This is a genomic window from Flavobacterium sp. ZB4P23, assembly GCF_003970375.1.
GTDB lineage: Bacteria > Bacteroidota > Bacteroidia > Flavobacteriales > Flavobacteriaceae > Flavobacterium.
The window spans coordinates 131596-146950 of record NZ_RYDK01000002.1; the positions used below are offsets into that span (position 1 = coordinate 131596).

The window sequence follows — 15355 nt, forward strand, 5'->3', positions numbered from 1 at the left end:
TCAATTAATGAAATCGTTGTCAAAAAATTAAGAGTGCAAATTTACGAACAATATTCTGGAAAATGAAATCAATAATTTTCAATATACTAGCATCGTGAAGTAGACTAATTTAGACTCAAAAGATGAAAAAAATAATTTTAATTATATTCCTTTTTAATGCAATTCAAGCAAATGCTCAAAACATTGTTGAATGGCATGATAAGTACCAAATGCAGCTTTCCGATTTTCAATCTAGCGCTACTCAAATTGGGAATATAAATCAATAGTATTCATAACGCTTCCAGTCCTGATTTTGCGTTTCAAATGAGCAATATTGAGTTCCTGTTTACCAAGGATTTTAATTCAAAAGTGCTACGGCATCCATTATTGCAATTAAAACTAATACAGCAAACCATTTAGTGAATTTTGCTCAGCATGAATTTAATTTATCTGTACTCTATGCATAAAATTGCTAAAATAAATTTACAACCCAAAAGGAATTTTTTCTGACACCACCTTTTACAAATGCTTTTTAACGCCGTTCAGAAACAATACAAGAAGGAATATGCAATTGCTTCAAAAACTACTGAACTGAGACAAAAAGAGAAAAGCGTTTAGAAATTCGAACAGGTCTCCTACAAAGATTACAACAATACCTTGATTTTTATATTAGTTAAAACTCCTAAAAAAAATCTTAGTTCAATATAAACCGTCTTACCACCTCAGCCACTCCATGATTATTATTTGATGCCACGATAAAATCTCCTCTGTGTCTTAATTCAGGATCCACATTATCCACCCAAATACCCAATCCAGCATATTCAATCATGGTTAAATCATTCCCTGCATTTCCAACAGCAATAATTTCACTTTGCAGAATATTTAATTTTTTGGCTAAAAATTCAATACTGGCTCCTTTATCAATTCCATTTTGTGCTACTTCCAGAAAAAACGGCTTAGACATGCTGACACTTAGATGCGGCATAGCGATTTTTAGGTCTTTTTCTACTTCTTTAAGATAACTTGGCTCTTGCAATAAAATACATTTTACAGCTGAAGACTGCACTTCCTCTTTAAAACTCACCACTTTATTATGGGCTAAACCGGTAATTTTCTTTTCAATTTCTATGTATTCAGAATCCGTTTCACTTACAATTTTACCATTAATATAGGTAATAATATGTGTCTTACTTTTTATACTATAATCGTACAATTCATGGATTTGCTTTTGTGTCAACATTTGCTCAAAAATAATTTTATCTTCCTTTAAATCGGTAATTACTGCCCCGTTGTAGGATATCATGTAGGAATTATCCAATTGTAGCTCTTTGGCGTAGGCAATCATTGCAGGTGTAGGTCGCCCAGAAGCCAGAATAACATAAACCCCTAATTCCTGTGCCTTAGCCAACATCCCTCTATTCTCGTCTGAAATGGTATGATCATCGTTCAACAATGTGTCGTCCATGTCCAAAACCAACATTTTATATTTCATTTTTATTTTTTAAACGTAGTAGTTTCAATTACTGCGGATTCACAAATTACTTTTTCAATTTGATTGAATTCTGACGATTGTCAAAAATTTGAAGAATACGAATTTTCATTTCAGAATGAATTTTATAAATAATTTTATACGTTAGAATAATCATTCTTCTGTATGTTCCTCCCAAGAATTCATCTACTTGATATTGCTCAACAAAATGAATGTTTTTACTTTGAATTGCAATATCTCTGATACCATTTCTCGCTCCTTGAAGATAGTTAAATTTAATAAATTCAACTATTAATTTTAAATCGGCTTTCGCTTCATTATACTAAAGTATGGTAATTGGCTTTTGCATATTACCATTTCTCCATTTCTTTCTCTAAATCCTCAATAGTTGTATGTTTTTCTGATAAAATTCATCTATCAGCTTCTTTATAAACTGTATAACAGCTATAGTATGAGCAACAAATTTCTGGTCTAAAACAGATTTAAACACTATTATTTTCTCAGTTTACGTTCATGATCGATGTGAAGTAATCAATCCATCAATTCTATTTTTTTTCGCAGTTATATCCGTCTTATAGCCGTATTTGAATAGCAAATATACTAATTTAAATACTCATTCTGAATTCTTCAATAACGGGGTTTACTTTTGCAAACTCGGTTTCCTGAACAAACAATTCAACCGCTAAATCTGAATTTCCAAATCCTCCCAATCGAGCCGATTGTATATTGTTTTTCACTACTACATTTACACCAATCGCTTCGATTTTTTCTTGTAACGCCATTGCTAAAATTTCACTTCCCGAAAACACTTTCATTAATCCCATTTTACTCTTTATTTAATTGTTTAGCTCCGCAAAGTTTCCAACTTTGAGGATGCGTTAAATGTCTCCTGACCTTATTATTTATAATTTAATAGTTTCCCTATTTTATTTTGATTAGCTCCGCAAAATTCCCAACTTTGAGGATGCGTTAAAGATCTCCTGACCTTATTATTTTTAATGTAATATCTGTTCTTAGCTCCGCAAAATTTCCAACTTTGAGGATGCGTAAAAGGTCTCCTGACCTTGTTATTTTCAATGTAATATCTGTTCTTAGCTCCGCAAAATTTCCAACTTTGAGGATGCGTTAAAGGTCTCCTGACCTTATTATTTTCAATGTAATATCTGTTCTTAGCTCCGCAAACTTTCCAACTTTGAGGATGCGTTAAAGGTCTCCTGACCTTATTATTTTCAATGTAATATCTGTTCTTAGCCCCGCAAAATTTCCAACTTTGAGGATGCGTTAAAGATCTCCTGACCTTAATATTTATAATCTAATATCCTGTTCTTAGCTCCGCAAAGTTTCCAACTTTAAGGATGCGTAAAAGGTCTCCTGACCTTATTATTTTTAATGTAATATCCAGCTCCGCAAAGTTTCCAACTTTGAGGATGCGTTAAAGGTCTCCTGACCTTGTTATTTATAATCTAATAGTTTTCCCTATTTTATTTTGACCTCGTTACCAAATAAAATTATTCGTTATTGAAGACGGTTTTAAAACATCTATTACTGGATTGTCAACTTTTGTAATTGCTATGATTCCTTCATCATTTACATAATTCGATGCACTTGAATAGTAATAATGTGACGCTTTAATAACTATTCCCGCTCGTATTGGGTTCATGTGGATATAATCTAATTTAGACCACATGAATTTTTCAGAAAAGATTTCTTCGGGATGGCTGCCATATTGCCAAAACTGATATTTTTCATTACGCGTATGACTTTTACAAGCAAATTCAAATCGCTTTAACATCCAGTCTGCGCGACTTTCCGGTCCGTTTTCTATTTTATTCAAAATAGTCTTTGCTGTAAACTTTTTGAAATCTCTAATCAAATCAGATAATTTACTTTCTTCGGATTGAATAATCAAATGAATATGATTGGACATAATTACAAATCCATACAAAATCATCCCTTTGTTTTTTATGCAAAAATCCAAGCTTTCAATAATGCAATCTTTGTAATTTTTTCTAGAAAACACATCTACCCAATCTACAACTGTTGCCGTAATAAAATGAGGTTTTGATTGGTCTCGGATAATGTAGCCTTCTTTCATATCGTTATTATTTCAGTCTGAGACTTGACTACACCTCCTCAAAGTTAAAAACTTTGAGGAGCAAATATGTAGCCTATTCTATTGTTATTATTTCAGTCTGAGACTGAACTACACCTCCTCAAAGTTAAAAACTTTGCGGAGCATAAGGAGTATAAATTATTTATTTTCTTCTAGCTATGGAAGTCATCTCCAACTTCAGGTTCTAAATCTTCCTCCTCTTCCTCTTCCTCTCCTCCATCAAAATCGAATTCAAAAGGCTCCACCAGCATTTTTTCAGCAAGAACCTCTATTCGCTCGGTGAATTGTTCCGACAAAATAATACGTTGAGTTTTGACAATGCTATTCGAAATACGCATGATTTTTGTCTCATGACGCAATTTCAAAATTGGATCTGCATCATCAAGAACAAGCATTTTTAATCGGTTTACATTATAACCAGCCGTAGTAAACATTTCACTTAGTTTATTTGGAGTCCCTATCAACACGTCAATTCCGCTGGAAATATAATTCTTATCGTATTCCATATCTCCTTTGTCATGAACACCATAGACTTCTAAATTAGAATACTTCCCATATTTTTCAAATAGGGATTCCATTTCCAATACTTTCGCTTTGTCTTCAACAATTATCAAAGCCCTTGGCGATTCTTCGGTTGCTCCTGTCAATCTCTGAATTACATTTAGCACGATTGTAGTTGATTTCCCGCTTCCTTTTGGTGCAATAATAATACAATCCGAACCACTTTTTAGTGTCGAAAATGTTTCTTTTTGAATTGCATTGGCCTCAGTCAAACCGTTTTCAATCAGGGCTTGTTGTAACGCTTGGTTTATTTTTTTTAGTTTCATTTATTTTAGATTGAAAGATTAAAAATTAAAAAATTAAAAGATTAAAGCTATTGCCTAATCTTTAAATCATTAAATTTTTAAATCATTAAATTAATTTTATTTAGATGCGAATAACTTCACATCATTCTCAGAAATTTCGTTTCCGCCAAGGATAATCAAACGCTCCACTACATTTCGTAATTCCCGAATATTTCCTGTCCAATCATAATCCTGCAATAAATGAATCGCTGCTGAAGAGAATTTTTTTACCGCATTTCCTTGCTCCAAAGCAATTTTTTCGGCAAAATGAGCAATCAACATCGGGATATCATCCCGTCTTTCGTTCAATCCCGGAACTTTTATCAAAATCACGGCCAAACGATGGTATAAATCTTCCCGGAAACGTCCTTCGGCAATTTCGACTTTCAAATCTTTATTGGTTGCCGCGACTACACGAACATCGACTTTGATATCTTTGTCCGCTCCCACTCTGGTAATCATACTTTCCTGTAAAGCACGCAATACTTTAGCTTGCGCCGAAAGACTCATATCTCCAATTTCATCCAAGAAAATAGTGCCTTTATCTGCCGCTTCAAATTTTCCTGCGCGGTCTTTCACTGCGGAGGTAAACGCTCCTTTTACGTGACCAAATAATTCGCTTTCAATCAATTCCGATGGTATAGCCGCACAATTCACTTCGATTAAAGGGAAGTTAGCTCTCTCACTTTTTTCATGTAATTGATGTGCAACCAGTTCTTTTCCGGTACCGTTGGGTCCCGTAATTAAAACTCTGGCTTCGGTTTGGGCTACTTTCTCAATCATCACTTTAATGTGATTGATGGCGTCGCTTTCGCCAATCATTTCGTAGTTTTTGCTGACTTTTTTCTTCAGAAATTTGTTCTCTACTACAAGTTGTTTTTTGTCCAAAGCATTTCGAACTGTATTCAACAATCGGTTTAAATCGGGCGGTTTTGAGATGTAATCAAAGGCTCCCAAACGCATTGTATTGATAGCCGTTTCCATATCGCCATGACCAGAAATCATCACCATAGGAATTTCGGGCTTGATTTTTTTTACAGCTTCCAGTACCTCAACACCATCCATTTTAGGCATTTTGATGTCGCACAAAACCAAATCGTAATCGTTATTTTTTATTTTTTCAAGACCTGCAAGACCATCTTCGGCTTCTTCCACCTGATAAGTATCATTTTCTTCCGAAAGTATTTTTGTAAGTACTCTTCGAATGGCGGCCTCATCTTCTATGATTAGTATTTTTGACATCTCTTTTCTTTATTGGGTTAATCAGTTAACCAAATAACCGATTAAACTTCTATTAGTATTTCAACCATTTATATAATTCCCTCCAAGTGGGTTTCTTGCCATACATTAGTATTCCTATTCGGTATATTTTTGCGGCAAACCAAACTACAGAAAAGAAGGTGCCAAATAGCAGCGTTACTGAAATGGCGATTTGCCACAAAGGTACGCCAAACGGAATTCGCATCAGCATAACAATTGGTGATGTAAGCGGAATCATTGAAAAAATAACGGCAATTGTTCCGTGTGGATCATTGATAACCGTAAAAAAACCAACGTAAACACTCAGCATCAATGGCATAATGATAGGTAAAAGGAATTGTTGTGAGTCCGTCTGATTGTCTACTGCGGCACCAATGGCTGCGTAAAACGAACTGTACAAAAAATAACCGCCGATGAAATAAATCACGAATCCAATCAAGATATTTGCAATGGGCAGATTCCATAATTCCTTAATATACATTTGGGCAGTTCCAGTCATTTCCTGCTGTGCAGCTTGCATCAATTCAGGCGAAACGCTGGCGCTTGGACCCACATTTACCCCAAAAAAGACTGAGGCTGCAAACATTAATGAGAGTCCAATGATAGCCCAAATAAGGAACTGCAGCAATCCGGCTAGCGCAGTTCCAATGATTTTGCCCATCATCAGTTGAAACGGTTTGACCGAGGATATAATAATCTCTACAATTCGGCTGGTTTTCTCTTCGATCACACTTCGCATCACCATGTTTCCGTAGATGATTATGAACATCATTATGAGGTATCCAAATGCGCCACCAATCCCAATTTTGATTTCGTTAAGTCCTTTGACACTCTCTTCACCCGATGCTTTCGTCAAACTAATATTGACTTGGGCCTGGGCTTTTTTTATGGCAAGCGTATCTAAATGTGCTTTTTCTAAATTGTTTTTAGTCAATTTATTAGCAATCACATCCTGAACTTTTTCTATAAAGGAAATACTGGGACTGTTGTTTGAAATAAACTGTATTTTATTTTCGAAATCCTTTGTGTTTTCTGACTTTGGAATATATAATAGTCCTTCATAGCGCTCGTCAGCGATGCTGTCTTTCAAAAATTTTAAATCTACAAGAGATAAATCGAGGTATTTGTACTGGCTGTTTTTGTTGTTTTTAAGTATAAATTCTTTAACGAACAAACCTGATTCATCATGAATGGCGATGCGTTTGGTATCCGCTTTCATGGAACTTAAATAGCCTATAAATGCTGCTATCCCAACAAATAACAACGGACTTAAAAAAGTCATTACAACAAAAGATTTATTACGCACTTTAGTAATAAATTCTCTTTTTATGATTAATGAAATGATACTCATTTTTTAGACTGCTTAAATTTTTAAATTACTTAGATTTTTTTAGAACAATTAGATTAGGAAACTGTAAAAAGTCTGACAATCTAAGAAGTCTAACCATCTATTGTGTTACTGTTTGAATGAAAATATCATTTACACTTGGAATTTTTTCTACAAAATGTGTTACTTGTCCACATTGCGTGAGGATATTCAATAATTCATTTGGCGTAGCATTTCCGAGTTGGATTTCCAGTTTTAACTCGTTGTTCAGTGATTTAAAATGTGCCGGAGCAACGCTAAATTTCTGTGTAATAGCAGACATCAATCCCGTTGCATTATCCGATAAAATACCCACTTCAAAACTATTGGTTTTAAATTGTCTTTTAACATCGTCCAGTTTTCCTTCAATCAGTTTATCTGATTTGTGAATCAAAGCGATGTGATCACATAATTCTTCTACGCTTTCCATGCGGTGTGTCGAAAAAATTATGGTGGCTCCTTCTTCTCGCAACGCCAGAATTTCTTCTTTGATAATAGTGGCATTCACGGGATCAAAACCAGAAAAAGGTTCATCAAATATCAATAGTTTTGGTTTGTGCAACACACACACGACGAACTGAATTTTCTGAGCCATTCCCTTAGAAAGTTCTTGGATTTTCTTGTTCCACCAGCCTTGTATTTCAAACTTTTCAAACCAATACTCCAGTTGTTTTTTGGCTTCAGCTTTAGAAAGCCCTTTCATCTGGGCTAAATACAAGCATTGTTCTCCTACTTTCATCGTGTTGTACAAGCCTCTTTCTTCCGGCAAATAGCCTATATATTGAACGTGTTTGGGTTGCAGTTTTTCACCATCTAAAATAATTTCACCACGGTCCGGCAATGTAATTTGGTTTATTATTCGGATAAGTGATGTTTTTCCGGCTCCGTTTGGACCTAAAAGTCCGTAGATACTTCCTTTGGGAACCGTTAATGAAACCTGGTTAAGCGCAACATAATCACCGTATTGCTTGACAACTTTATTCACTTCAAGAATATTACTCATGCTTATTTTTTAATTGGTGTAAAAGTAAATAATTAGTACCAAAATACTAAGAATTGTTTCCTATATGTAGCATTTAATTTTTAGCGATCCTCTGTTATTGCCTTAAGTGTATTGGTGTTTGTTTGCAAACAAATTGTTAATGGTGATTTCATAAAAAACCCATCCTTATTATAACAAGGATGGGTAATGTATTTTTATAATCGAATCGATAACTCGAGTCTAACTTTTTTTTTATGAAAACATGTCTTTTACTTTCTCAAAAAAGGATTTGTCTGATTTTTCCGGATTTGGAATAAAATTCTCATCCGTAAGATTTTTTTCGAAAAACTGTTTTTGATCTTTATCCAGCGTTTTTGGCGTCCAAACATTGACATGAACCAGTAAATCGCCGTTTCCATACCCATTGATACTCGGAATTCCTTTTCCTTTTAATCTCAAAATTTTACCGGATTGGATTCCTTCTTCTAGTTTGATTCTCACTTTTCCGTTTATAGCTTCAATGTCTTTGGAAATTCCTAGAACCGCTTCAGCAAAACTAATGTATAAATCGTAGTGTAAATTCTCTCCTTCGCGTTTCAAGAATTCATGCTCTAACTCTTCAATTGCCACAATTAAATCTCCCGGAATACTGTTTCCCGGAGCATCGTTCCCTTTATTAGACACTTTCAATTGCATGCCGTCTACCACACCCGCAGGTATTTTTATAGAAACCGTTTCATCTTCAAGAATCATTCCTTGTGCGTCTGCTTCGGCTGGTTTTTTATCTAAAATTTGTCCGGAACCACCACAGGTAGGACAGGTAGAAGCCGATTGCATTCTGCCCAAAATGGTATTCGTAACCCGCATTACTTGTCCTTGACCGTTACAGGTTGAACACGTTTTATAACTAACTCCAGGGGCCTGAACTTTACGTTTTACTTTTACTTTTTTCTCCACGCCGTTGGCAATTTCTTCTAACGTCAATTTTACTTTGATACGTAGGTTGCTTCCTTTAGCGCGACGAACACCGCCTCCACCACTGTTGAAACCACCAAAACCGCCACCAAAAATATCCCCAAACTGACTGAAAATATCATCCATATTCATACCTCCGTGACCACCTCCACCACTGAAACCACCCGATCCATCAAAAGCTTGATGGCCGTATTGGTCGTATTTGGCTTTTTTCTGAGGGTCGCTCAATACTTCGTAAGCTTCAGCAGCTAGTTTGAATTTATCTTCTGCCGATTTGTCTCCTGGATTTTTGTCAGGATGGTACTGTAAAGCGTTTTTTCTATATGCTTTTTTAATTTCAGCAGCATCAGCACTTTTAGAAATGCCTAATATTTCGTAAAAATCTTTTTTCATTTTTATTTTTTTATACAGTACAGACGCAATGTATCTCGTCTTTGTCTATTTAATTAAGACGCAATAAATCGCATCTCTACTGACCGATAACCACTTTTGGAAAACGAATGATCTTGTCTCCTAATTTATATCCTTTTTCAAGAACATCAACAATTTTCCCCTTCATCTTTGGAGCTGGAATCTGAGTAATTGCCTCTGCAAAATCCGCATCAAAAACATCTCCAGCTTTAACCTCAACTTGCTCTAATCCTTTAGAAATCAAAGTGCTTTTTAATTTCTCATGAATAAGCTCCACTCCCTTTGTCAACAATTCGTCATCCGATTTGTTTATTTCAACCAAAGCCCTGTCAAAATCATCCAATACAGGCAGCATCGCTAATAACACTTCTTGATTAGCCGTTTTGAATAATTCAATACGCTCTTTGGTTGTTCTGCGTTTGTAATTTTCAAATTCAGCAAATAAGCGTAAATATTTATCTTTCTCTTTAGCTAAGTCTTGCGTTAATTGCTCTTCTACACTTAATTCCTCAACAATGATTTGCTCTTCATTGGCATTATTTTCTAATGTCACCTCCTCTAATTCTTGATCGATTTCTGTATTTTCGGTAGTCATAGTACTCGTATTTTTAAAAATATTCTTAAACTTCATTTTTATTCTTTTTGGGATTGCAAAAGTACTGCCAATTCTTTTAAAATGTCAAATTGTCATCTTTTTATTGATTTCGCTTTTCTTTTCAATATAACACCTGAGTACTCAAAATTTTAAGATTATTTTAAGATTATCTTGCTATTGTTTCTTTAGCTTTGTTAAAATTTTTTATTTAGAACACTTTTAGAAAGTAAAAACTCACGATTTTATTCTAAACAATTATTAATTCACCATTACCTAATAGTAAAAAAAAGCTTCGTGTACTAAAAACGGAGCTTTTTTTATGTGTTTAAATTAAGACCGTAACAAATCTTGTTTTAGACTCTCAAAATCCACTGTACGCTGTTCCCCCGATATTAAATTTTTGAGCACAAACGTATCCGACGCTATTTCCTGTTCTCCTGCAATTACGGCAAAAGGAATTCCTCGTTTGTCGGCATGCTGAAACTGCTTGGCCACTTTAGCATTATCCGGATACAATTCCACTTTAATTCCTGCAGCTCTAAGCTTCTGAATGGCTTGCAATCCATAAAAAGCTTCAGCATCACCATAATTAATAAACAATGCTTTTGAAGTTGCTGTTACGGTTTCCGGAAACAAATTCAATTCTTCAATCACCAGGTAAATGCGGTCCAGTCCAAAAGAAATCCCCACACCACTCATGTTTTTCAATCCAAAAATTCCGGTCAAATCATCGTATCGTCCGCCGCCGCCAATGGAGCCCATTGCAACAGCTTTTGGCGGCGCCACTTCAAAAATGGCACCGGTATAATAATTCAATCCCCTAGCCAGAGTTACATCCAGGTCTAAAGTCGAATTGCTCAAACCTAATTTCATCACATTATCACAAATGAAACGCAATTCTTCCACGCCTTTCATTCCTTCCTCTGACTCAGCAAGCAAGACTGAAAGTTGGCTTATTTTTTCAGAAATGGTTCCTGTAAAATGGAATAACGGCTGGACTTTCAGAATTGCTGCTGCTGAAATTCCTTTCTCCATCATTTCTTTTTTGACCCCGTCTTCGCCAATTTTGTCCAGTTTATCGAGTGCCACTGTGAAATCGATCAGTTTATCCGATGCTCCAATCACGTCTGCAATACCGGATAATATTTTTCGGTTATTGATTTTGATGGTTACCCCTTCTAATCCCAAAGCTGAAAAAACAGTGTCATATAATTGCACTAATTCTACTTCTTGCCACAATGATTTAGACCCTACCACATCCGCATCACATTGAAAAAACTCTCTGAAACGGCCTTTTTGGGGGCGATCCGCTCTCCAAACGGGTTGGATTTGGTATCTTTTGAACGGGAATTCAATCTCGTTTTGGTGCTGTACCACATACCGGGCAAATGGAACGGTTAAGTCATACCGCAACGCTTTCTCCGAAATGCTCGCTGTCAGTTTTGTACTGTCTTTATTTTCGAGATGCGTGGCATTGGCTTTCGCCAAATAGTCTCCGGAATTCAAAATCTTAAAAATCAAACGGTCGCCTTCTTCTCCGTATTTTCCCATTAGGGTTTCGGAATTTTCAAATGAAGGGGTTTCTATGGGTTGAAAACCAAATTTCTCGAAATTGTTTTTTATGATTTGGATGATATAGTGCCGTTTTGCCACCTCGGTTGGTGAGAAATCTCTGGTTCCTTTTGGAATACTAGGTTTTGATGCCATTTTAATTAATTACAAATTACGAAATACGAATTACAAAAAACAAAATCGATTTCTTCAAAATCGTAATGGCTACATTGAAAATCCTAATTCTCTCTGCAAATATCCTGATTTTTAAATAAAAAAAATTAGAAATTTCCAATTATCTCAAATTCCTTCTTTTGGTCTTTGTTATCAGAAACTCGTTTCAAAAAATCTTTAAGCTCATTCGTTAAAGGCAGTTGATTTTGAGTGTTCCAAAAGGTTGCCGAATAAGGAAATTTAGCTTTAAAAACATCTTTGTCAACAGCAAAATTAGATTCTACTTTTTCATTAGTAACAGAATTGGTTGTAAAATAATCCATTGTTAAGTTATATTTAAATGACCCAGCGCTATTTTTATCAGCTAATACTTCTACCTGTGCATTCAGTTTTGCTAAATTGAGATAGTATTTATTTACTGTACTGTTTTTATTGTAGGTGACGAGTTTTTCGTATCGTGTGGTCCTATATTGCGTACTTGAAAGCTTAAATTTTTTAAAAGGTATTACTTCAGGATTATCATACATTGATACAAAAAATTCGACAATTGCATAATCATTTCTATTAATAATAAAATACCCTTTACTAATTTGCCCCCAAACATTTTTTTGCTTGGCTTCAAATAAAAATTTTCTAAAATCAAAATCATTATAATCCACCTCGGTAAAAATATTTTGATCCAACGCTGGATAGAATCCACCAAAAAACTCTGTAAAATCTGGAAAGGCAAAATCAATCTGCTTCTTTTTTTCAAAAAAACTAGTTTTCCTCATATTTAAAACTTCGATCTCACTAAAATTTTTGGGAAATGAATTTTTACCTCTTTTGGCGTGAATATCCTGCAACACGACGATGCTGTTGCCTTTTTTGAGTACATTTCTTAAAAAGAAGTTTGAAGTATACTTTGCACTATAATTGTCGACCATTTTATCATATACTTTTTTGATAAACGATTCATTATTAGCCACAACAACCTCCTTTAGTTCAAAGGCTTTGGCTTCCATAAAAATGGTGTCGTGCCTTTCTATTCTTTCAAAAGTAGTTTTCAGAGAATTATAGCCCAGCAAATTAAAATTAATTTCATTACGGCCAGAAATAAATACAAATAATCCTTCTTGATTTGTTGTAGAATTATCTTTATCATTATAAATACTAACGTTTTCTAAAGGTACTTTTGTTGTTTTATCAGCAATCATTTTAGTGATTTTAAAATTCTGGGAGTGACCAATATTGCTACAAAAAAGAATACAGAAAAAGGCGAAAAAAATATTATTCATTTCAAATAATTATAAATTAAAAATTTCAAAAAAATATATTTCCTAAAAATGGAAATTTAAATTTTTCTCACACCAAATATATTGATTCAAAATAAATATTCTGTCTTCGAAAGCTTAATTTGTAACAAAAATTGTAATTTCGTGTCAAACGTATATGATGTTAAAATTATTCAAAGAAAATATTCGGATTGCATTTGGTTCCATCCGAACGCAATTGTTGCGAACGGTGCTTACGGTGATGATTATCGCTATTGGGATCACGGCTTTAGTCAGTATTCTTACGGTTGTTTCGGCACTTGAAAACACTATTTCCTCAGATTTTGCCTCCATGGGAGCCAATACCTTCAACATTAAACAGTACGAAAACACCACTCGAAATCGTGGCGGGGACGAGCGAGAAATCATTAATCCCATCATTTCTTATCCGGAGGCTGTGGCTTTCAAGAAAAAATACAACTACCCATTTACAGAAACGTCGCTTTCCTTTACCGCGACATCTGCCGCCGAAGTAAAATATGAGGCAACAAAAACGGATCCCGAAAATGCGATCCTCGGAGTTGACGAATTTTTCATAACGAATTCCGGATTAGCAACCAGTTCCGGTCGCAATTTTACAGGATTTGACATTGACAACAATGCGTATGTATGTGTTGTAGGGTCTGATTTTGAAAAAGGATTGCTGAAAGACGTAAATCCCATTGATAAAATAATATCCATCCGAGGAGCTAAATTTAAGGTCATCGGAGTTTTGAAAGAGAAAGGATCCACGTTTGGGAACAGTCAGGATTTACGGGTTTTGATTCCAATTCAACTAGCGCGCTCCTTGTTTACGGCACCCAACATCAATTATACAGTGAGTGTCATGGTGGGCAAAAAAGAATTACTGGAACAAGCTCTGGACAACGCCACAAGTACGATGCGCCGGATTCGTAAATTGAGTCCCGTAGAAGACAGTAATTTTGGCGTCGTGCGCAGCGATGACTTGATCAACCGAATTTTAGGAATCACAAAATACCTGGGACTGGCATCCTGGCTTATAGGCATCATCACCGTGCTGGGATCTTCGATAGCCCTGATGAATATCATGATCGTCTCCGTTACGGAACGCACCCGGGAAATTGGAGTCCGTAAAGCCTTGGGAGCCAAGAAAACGACAATCGCCATTCAGTTTTTTATAGAAACATTACTGATAGGCCAAATGGGCGGATTAGTAGGCATTATTTTTGGAATCCTAATCGGATTTGGTATTGCCACAGCCATGGACTTTGCCTTTGTAATTCCGTGGGGCGCTATCATGGCGGCTTTTATTACCAGTTTCATTGTAGCGATTGCTTCCGGTTTATATCCCGCAATCAAAGCGGCGGTCCTGGATCCCATTGAAGCCTTGCGTTATGAGTAGATTACAGTGGTCAGTCTCTAAAACTTTTGAAAAACTGATCCGTTTTCAACTTATAAATACTAATTACTTATTTCTCCTTTAATCATCCGGTCATTCCCGTAAATATCTTTTCGTAATTCGATGTTTTTGAAATTCATTTTTTCGAGTAAATCGACCATTTCTTTGCCTAAATACTGATTAATTTCAAAATACAACTTTCCGTTTGGCAGCAGATTTTTTTGAGCCAGTTTGGCTATTTTTTTATAAAAAATCAATGCGTCATTATCTTCTACAAAAAGTGCCAGATGCGGTTCATAGTCCAATACATTTTTCTTAATTTCCTCTTTTTCTAAATTGCGAACATACGGCGGGTTAGAAACAATAACATCAAATTCCTGAAGTAAATCTTCAGTTTCAAGAATGTTCTGCTTGATAAAAGTAATATTTACAGCATTATTGTGGGCGTTATTGTGGGCTGTAGCCAACGCTTTTTCAGACACATCAATTGCAAAAACCTGCGCATTCGGAATGTGTTTTGCCAATGAAACAGCAATACAACCACTTCCCGTGCCTATGTCAAGAATCTTTAAATCTTTGAATTTTTCAATCTTTAAATTATTTCTAATAATCCATGCGACTAGTTCTTCGGTTTCGGGTCTTGGAATCAATACATTTTCATTGACTTCAAAATCCAATCCGTAAAAACTCGTTTTGCCTAAAAGATATTGTATCGGGATTTCCTGTTTTAATTGTGCCAAAATCGAATTCCAAACTACCCTTTCCGTTTCCGAAAAAACCAAATCAGGATGCAAGGCCAGATCTATTCTTTTCAGTTGATGCTTTTCTTCTGCTATTAAATAGAAAAAACTCTCTGCTTCTCCGGCATCATAAATTGGAGTCAGTTCTTGAATAAATTGGGTTCTGTAATCTCTAATTTTAACGGAACTGTTTTTCATTTAA

At 35.3% G+C, this 15355-nt stretch carries 14 protein-coding genes; 2 read left to right on the forward strand and 12 right to left on the reverse strand.

The features are described 5' to 3' along the window. Nucleotides 1-122 precede the first annotated feature (122 nt). Nucleotides 123-266, forward strand: coding sequence for a hypothetical protein (locus tag EKL99_RS14405; RefSeq protein WP_156063253.1), 144 nt, complete (start codon nt 123-125; stop codon nt 264-266). A 407-nt stretch (nt 267-673) separates the two neighbouring features. Here the strand turns inward: EKL99_RS14405 and EKL99_RS03735 are convergent, their stop codons facing one another. The 11 genes from EKL99_RS03735 to EKL99_RS03785 form a co-directional block, all read right to left on the reverse strand. Beyond that, the gene (locus tag EKL99_RS03735) at nt 674-1471 is read right to left on the reverse strand and encodes a Cof-type HAD-IIB family hydrolase (protein ID WP_126576428.1); all 798 of its coding nucleotides are present in this window, start codon (nt 1469-1471) and stop codon (nt 674-676) included. A gap of 602 nt (nt 1472-2073) precedes the next feature. Continuing rightward, nucleotides 2074-2292: a DUF2007 domain-containing protein gene (locus EKL99_RS03740; RefSeq protein ID WP_113633582.1), complete on the reverse strand. Its 219-nt coding sequence runs from the start codon at nt 2290-2292 to the stop codon at nt 2074-2076. Between the two features lie 671 nt (nt 2293-2963). Beyond that, complete coding sequence (locus EKL99_RS03745) at nt 2964-3563, reverse strand: transposase (RefSeq protein ID WP_126461188.1); 600 nt, start codon at nt 3561-3563, stop codon at nt 2964-2966. 170 nt (nt 3564-3733) lie between these two features. Continuing rightward, nucleotides 3734-4408 carry a DEAD/DEAH box helicase gene (locus EKL99_RS03750; RefSeq protein ID WP_126461191.1) on the reverse strand — a complete coding sequence of 225 codons (675 nt, stop codon included), beginning with the start codon at nt 4406-4408 and terminating at the stop codon, nt 3734-3736. A 96-nt stretch (nt 4409-4504) separates the two neighbouring features. Next, entirely contained in the window at nt 4505-5668 is a 1164-nt protein-coding gene (locus EKL99_RS03755; protein WP_126461194.1) for a sigma-54 dependent transcriptional regulator, read from the reverse strand. Nucleotides 5669-5720: 52 nt separating this feature from the next. Next, nucleotides 5721-7037, reverse strand: a complete 1317-nt coding sequence (locus tag EKL99_RS03760) for an ABC transporter permease (protein WP_126568234.1) — start codon at nt 7035-7037, stop codon at nt 5721-5723. 97 nt (nt 7038-7134) lie between these two features. Further along, complete coding sequence (locus EKL99_RS03765) at nt 7135-8055, reverse strand: ABC transporter ATP-binding protein (RefSeq protein ID WP_126564282.1); 921 nt, start codon at nt 8053-8055, stop codon at nt 7135-7137. A gap of 231 nt (nt 8056-8286) precedes the next feature. Further along, the gene (dnaJ, locus tag EKL99_RS03770) at nt 8287-9402 is read right to left on the reverse strand and encodes a molecular chaperone DnaJ (protein ID WP_126453722.1); all 1116 of its coding nucleotides are present in this window, start codon (nt 9400-9402) and stop codon (nt 8287-8289) included. Between the two features lie 76 nt (nt 9403-9478). Continuing rightward, nucleotides 9479-10051: a nucleotide exchange factor GrpE gene (locus tag EKL99_RS03775; RefSeq protein ID WP_126461203.1), complete on the reverse strand. Its 573-nt coding sequence runs from the start codon at nt 10049-10051 to the stop codon at nt 9479-9481. Nucleotides 10052-10345: 294 nt separating this feature from the next. After that, nucleotides 10346-11722, reverse strand: a complete 1377-nt coding sequence (gene hisS, locus EKL99_RS03780; RefSeq protein ID WP_126461206.1) for a histidine--tRNA ligase — start codon at nt 11720-11722, stop codon at nt 10346-10348. Nucleotides 11723-11847: 125 nt separating this feature from the next. Then, nucleotides 11848-12936 carry a hypothetical protein gene (locus tag EKL99_RS03785; protein WP_126576429.1) on the reverse strand — a complete coding sequence of 363 codons (1089 nt, stop codon included), beginning with the start codon at nt 12934-12936 and terminating at the stop codon, nt 11848-11850. Between the two features lie 235 nt (nt 12937-13171). Here EKL99_RS03785 and EKL99_RS03790 point away from each other — a divergent pair, with 235 nt between their 5' ends. Continuing rightward, on the forward strand, nt 13172-14416 hold the full coding sequence (locus EKL99_RS03790; protein ID WP_197037205.1) for an ABC transporter permease: 1245 nt from the start codon (nt 13172-13174) through the stop codon (nt 14414-14416). Between the two features lie 59 nt (nt 14417-14475). On the opposite strand, the gene prmC is transcribed toward EKL99_RS03790, so the two are convergent. After that, a complete protein-coding gene (gene prmC, locus EKL99_RS03795) occupies nt 14476-15351 on the reverse strand; it encodes a peptide chain release factor N(5)-glutamine methyltransferase (protein ID WP_126564283.1) in 876 nt (291 codons plus the stop codon). Nucleotides 15352-15355: the final 4 nt, after the last annotated feature.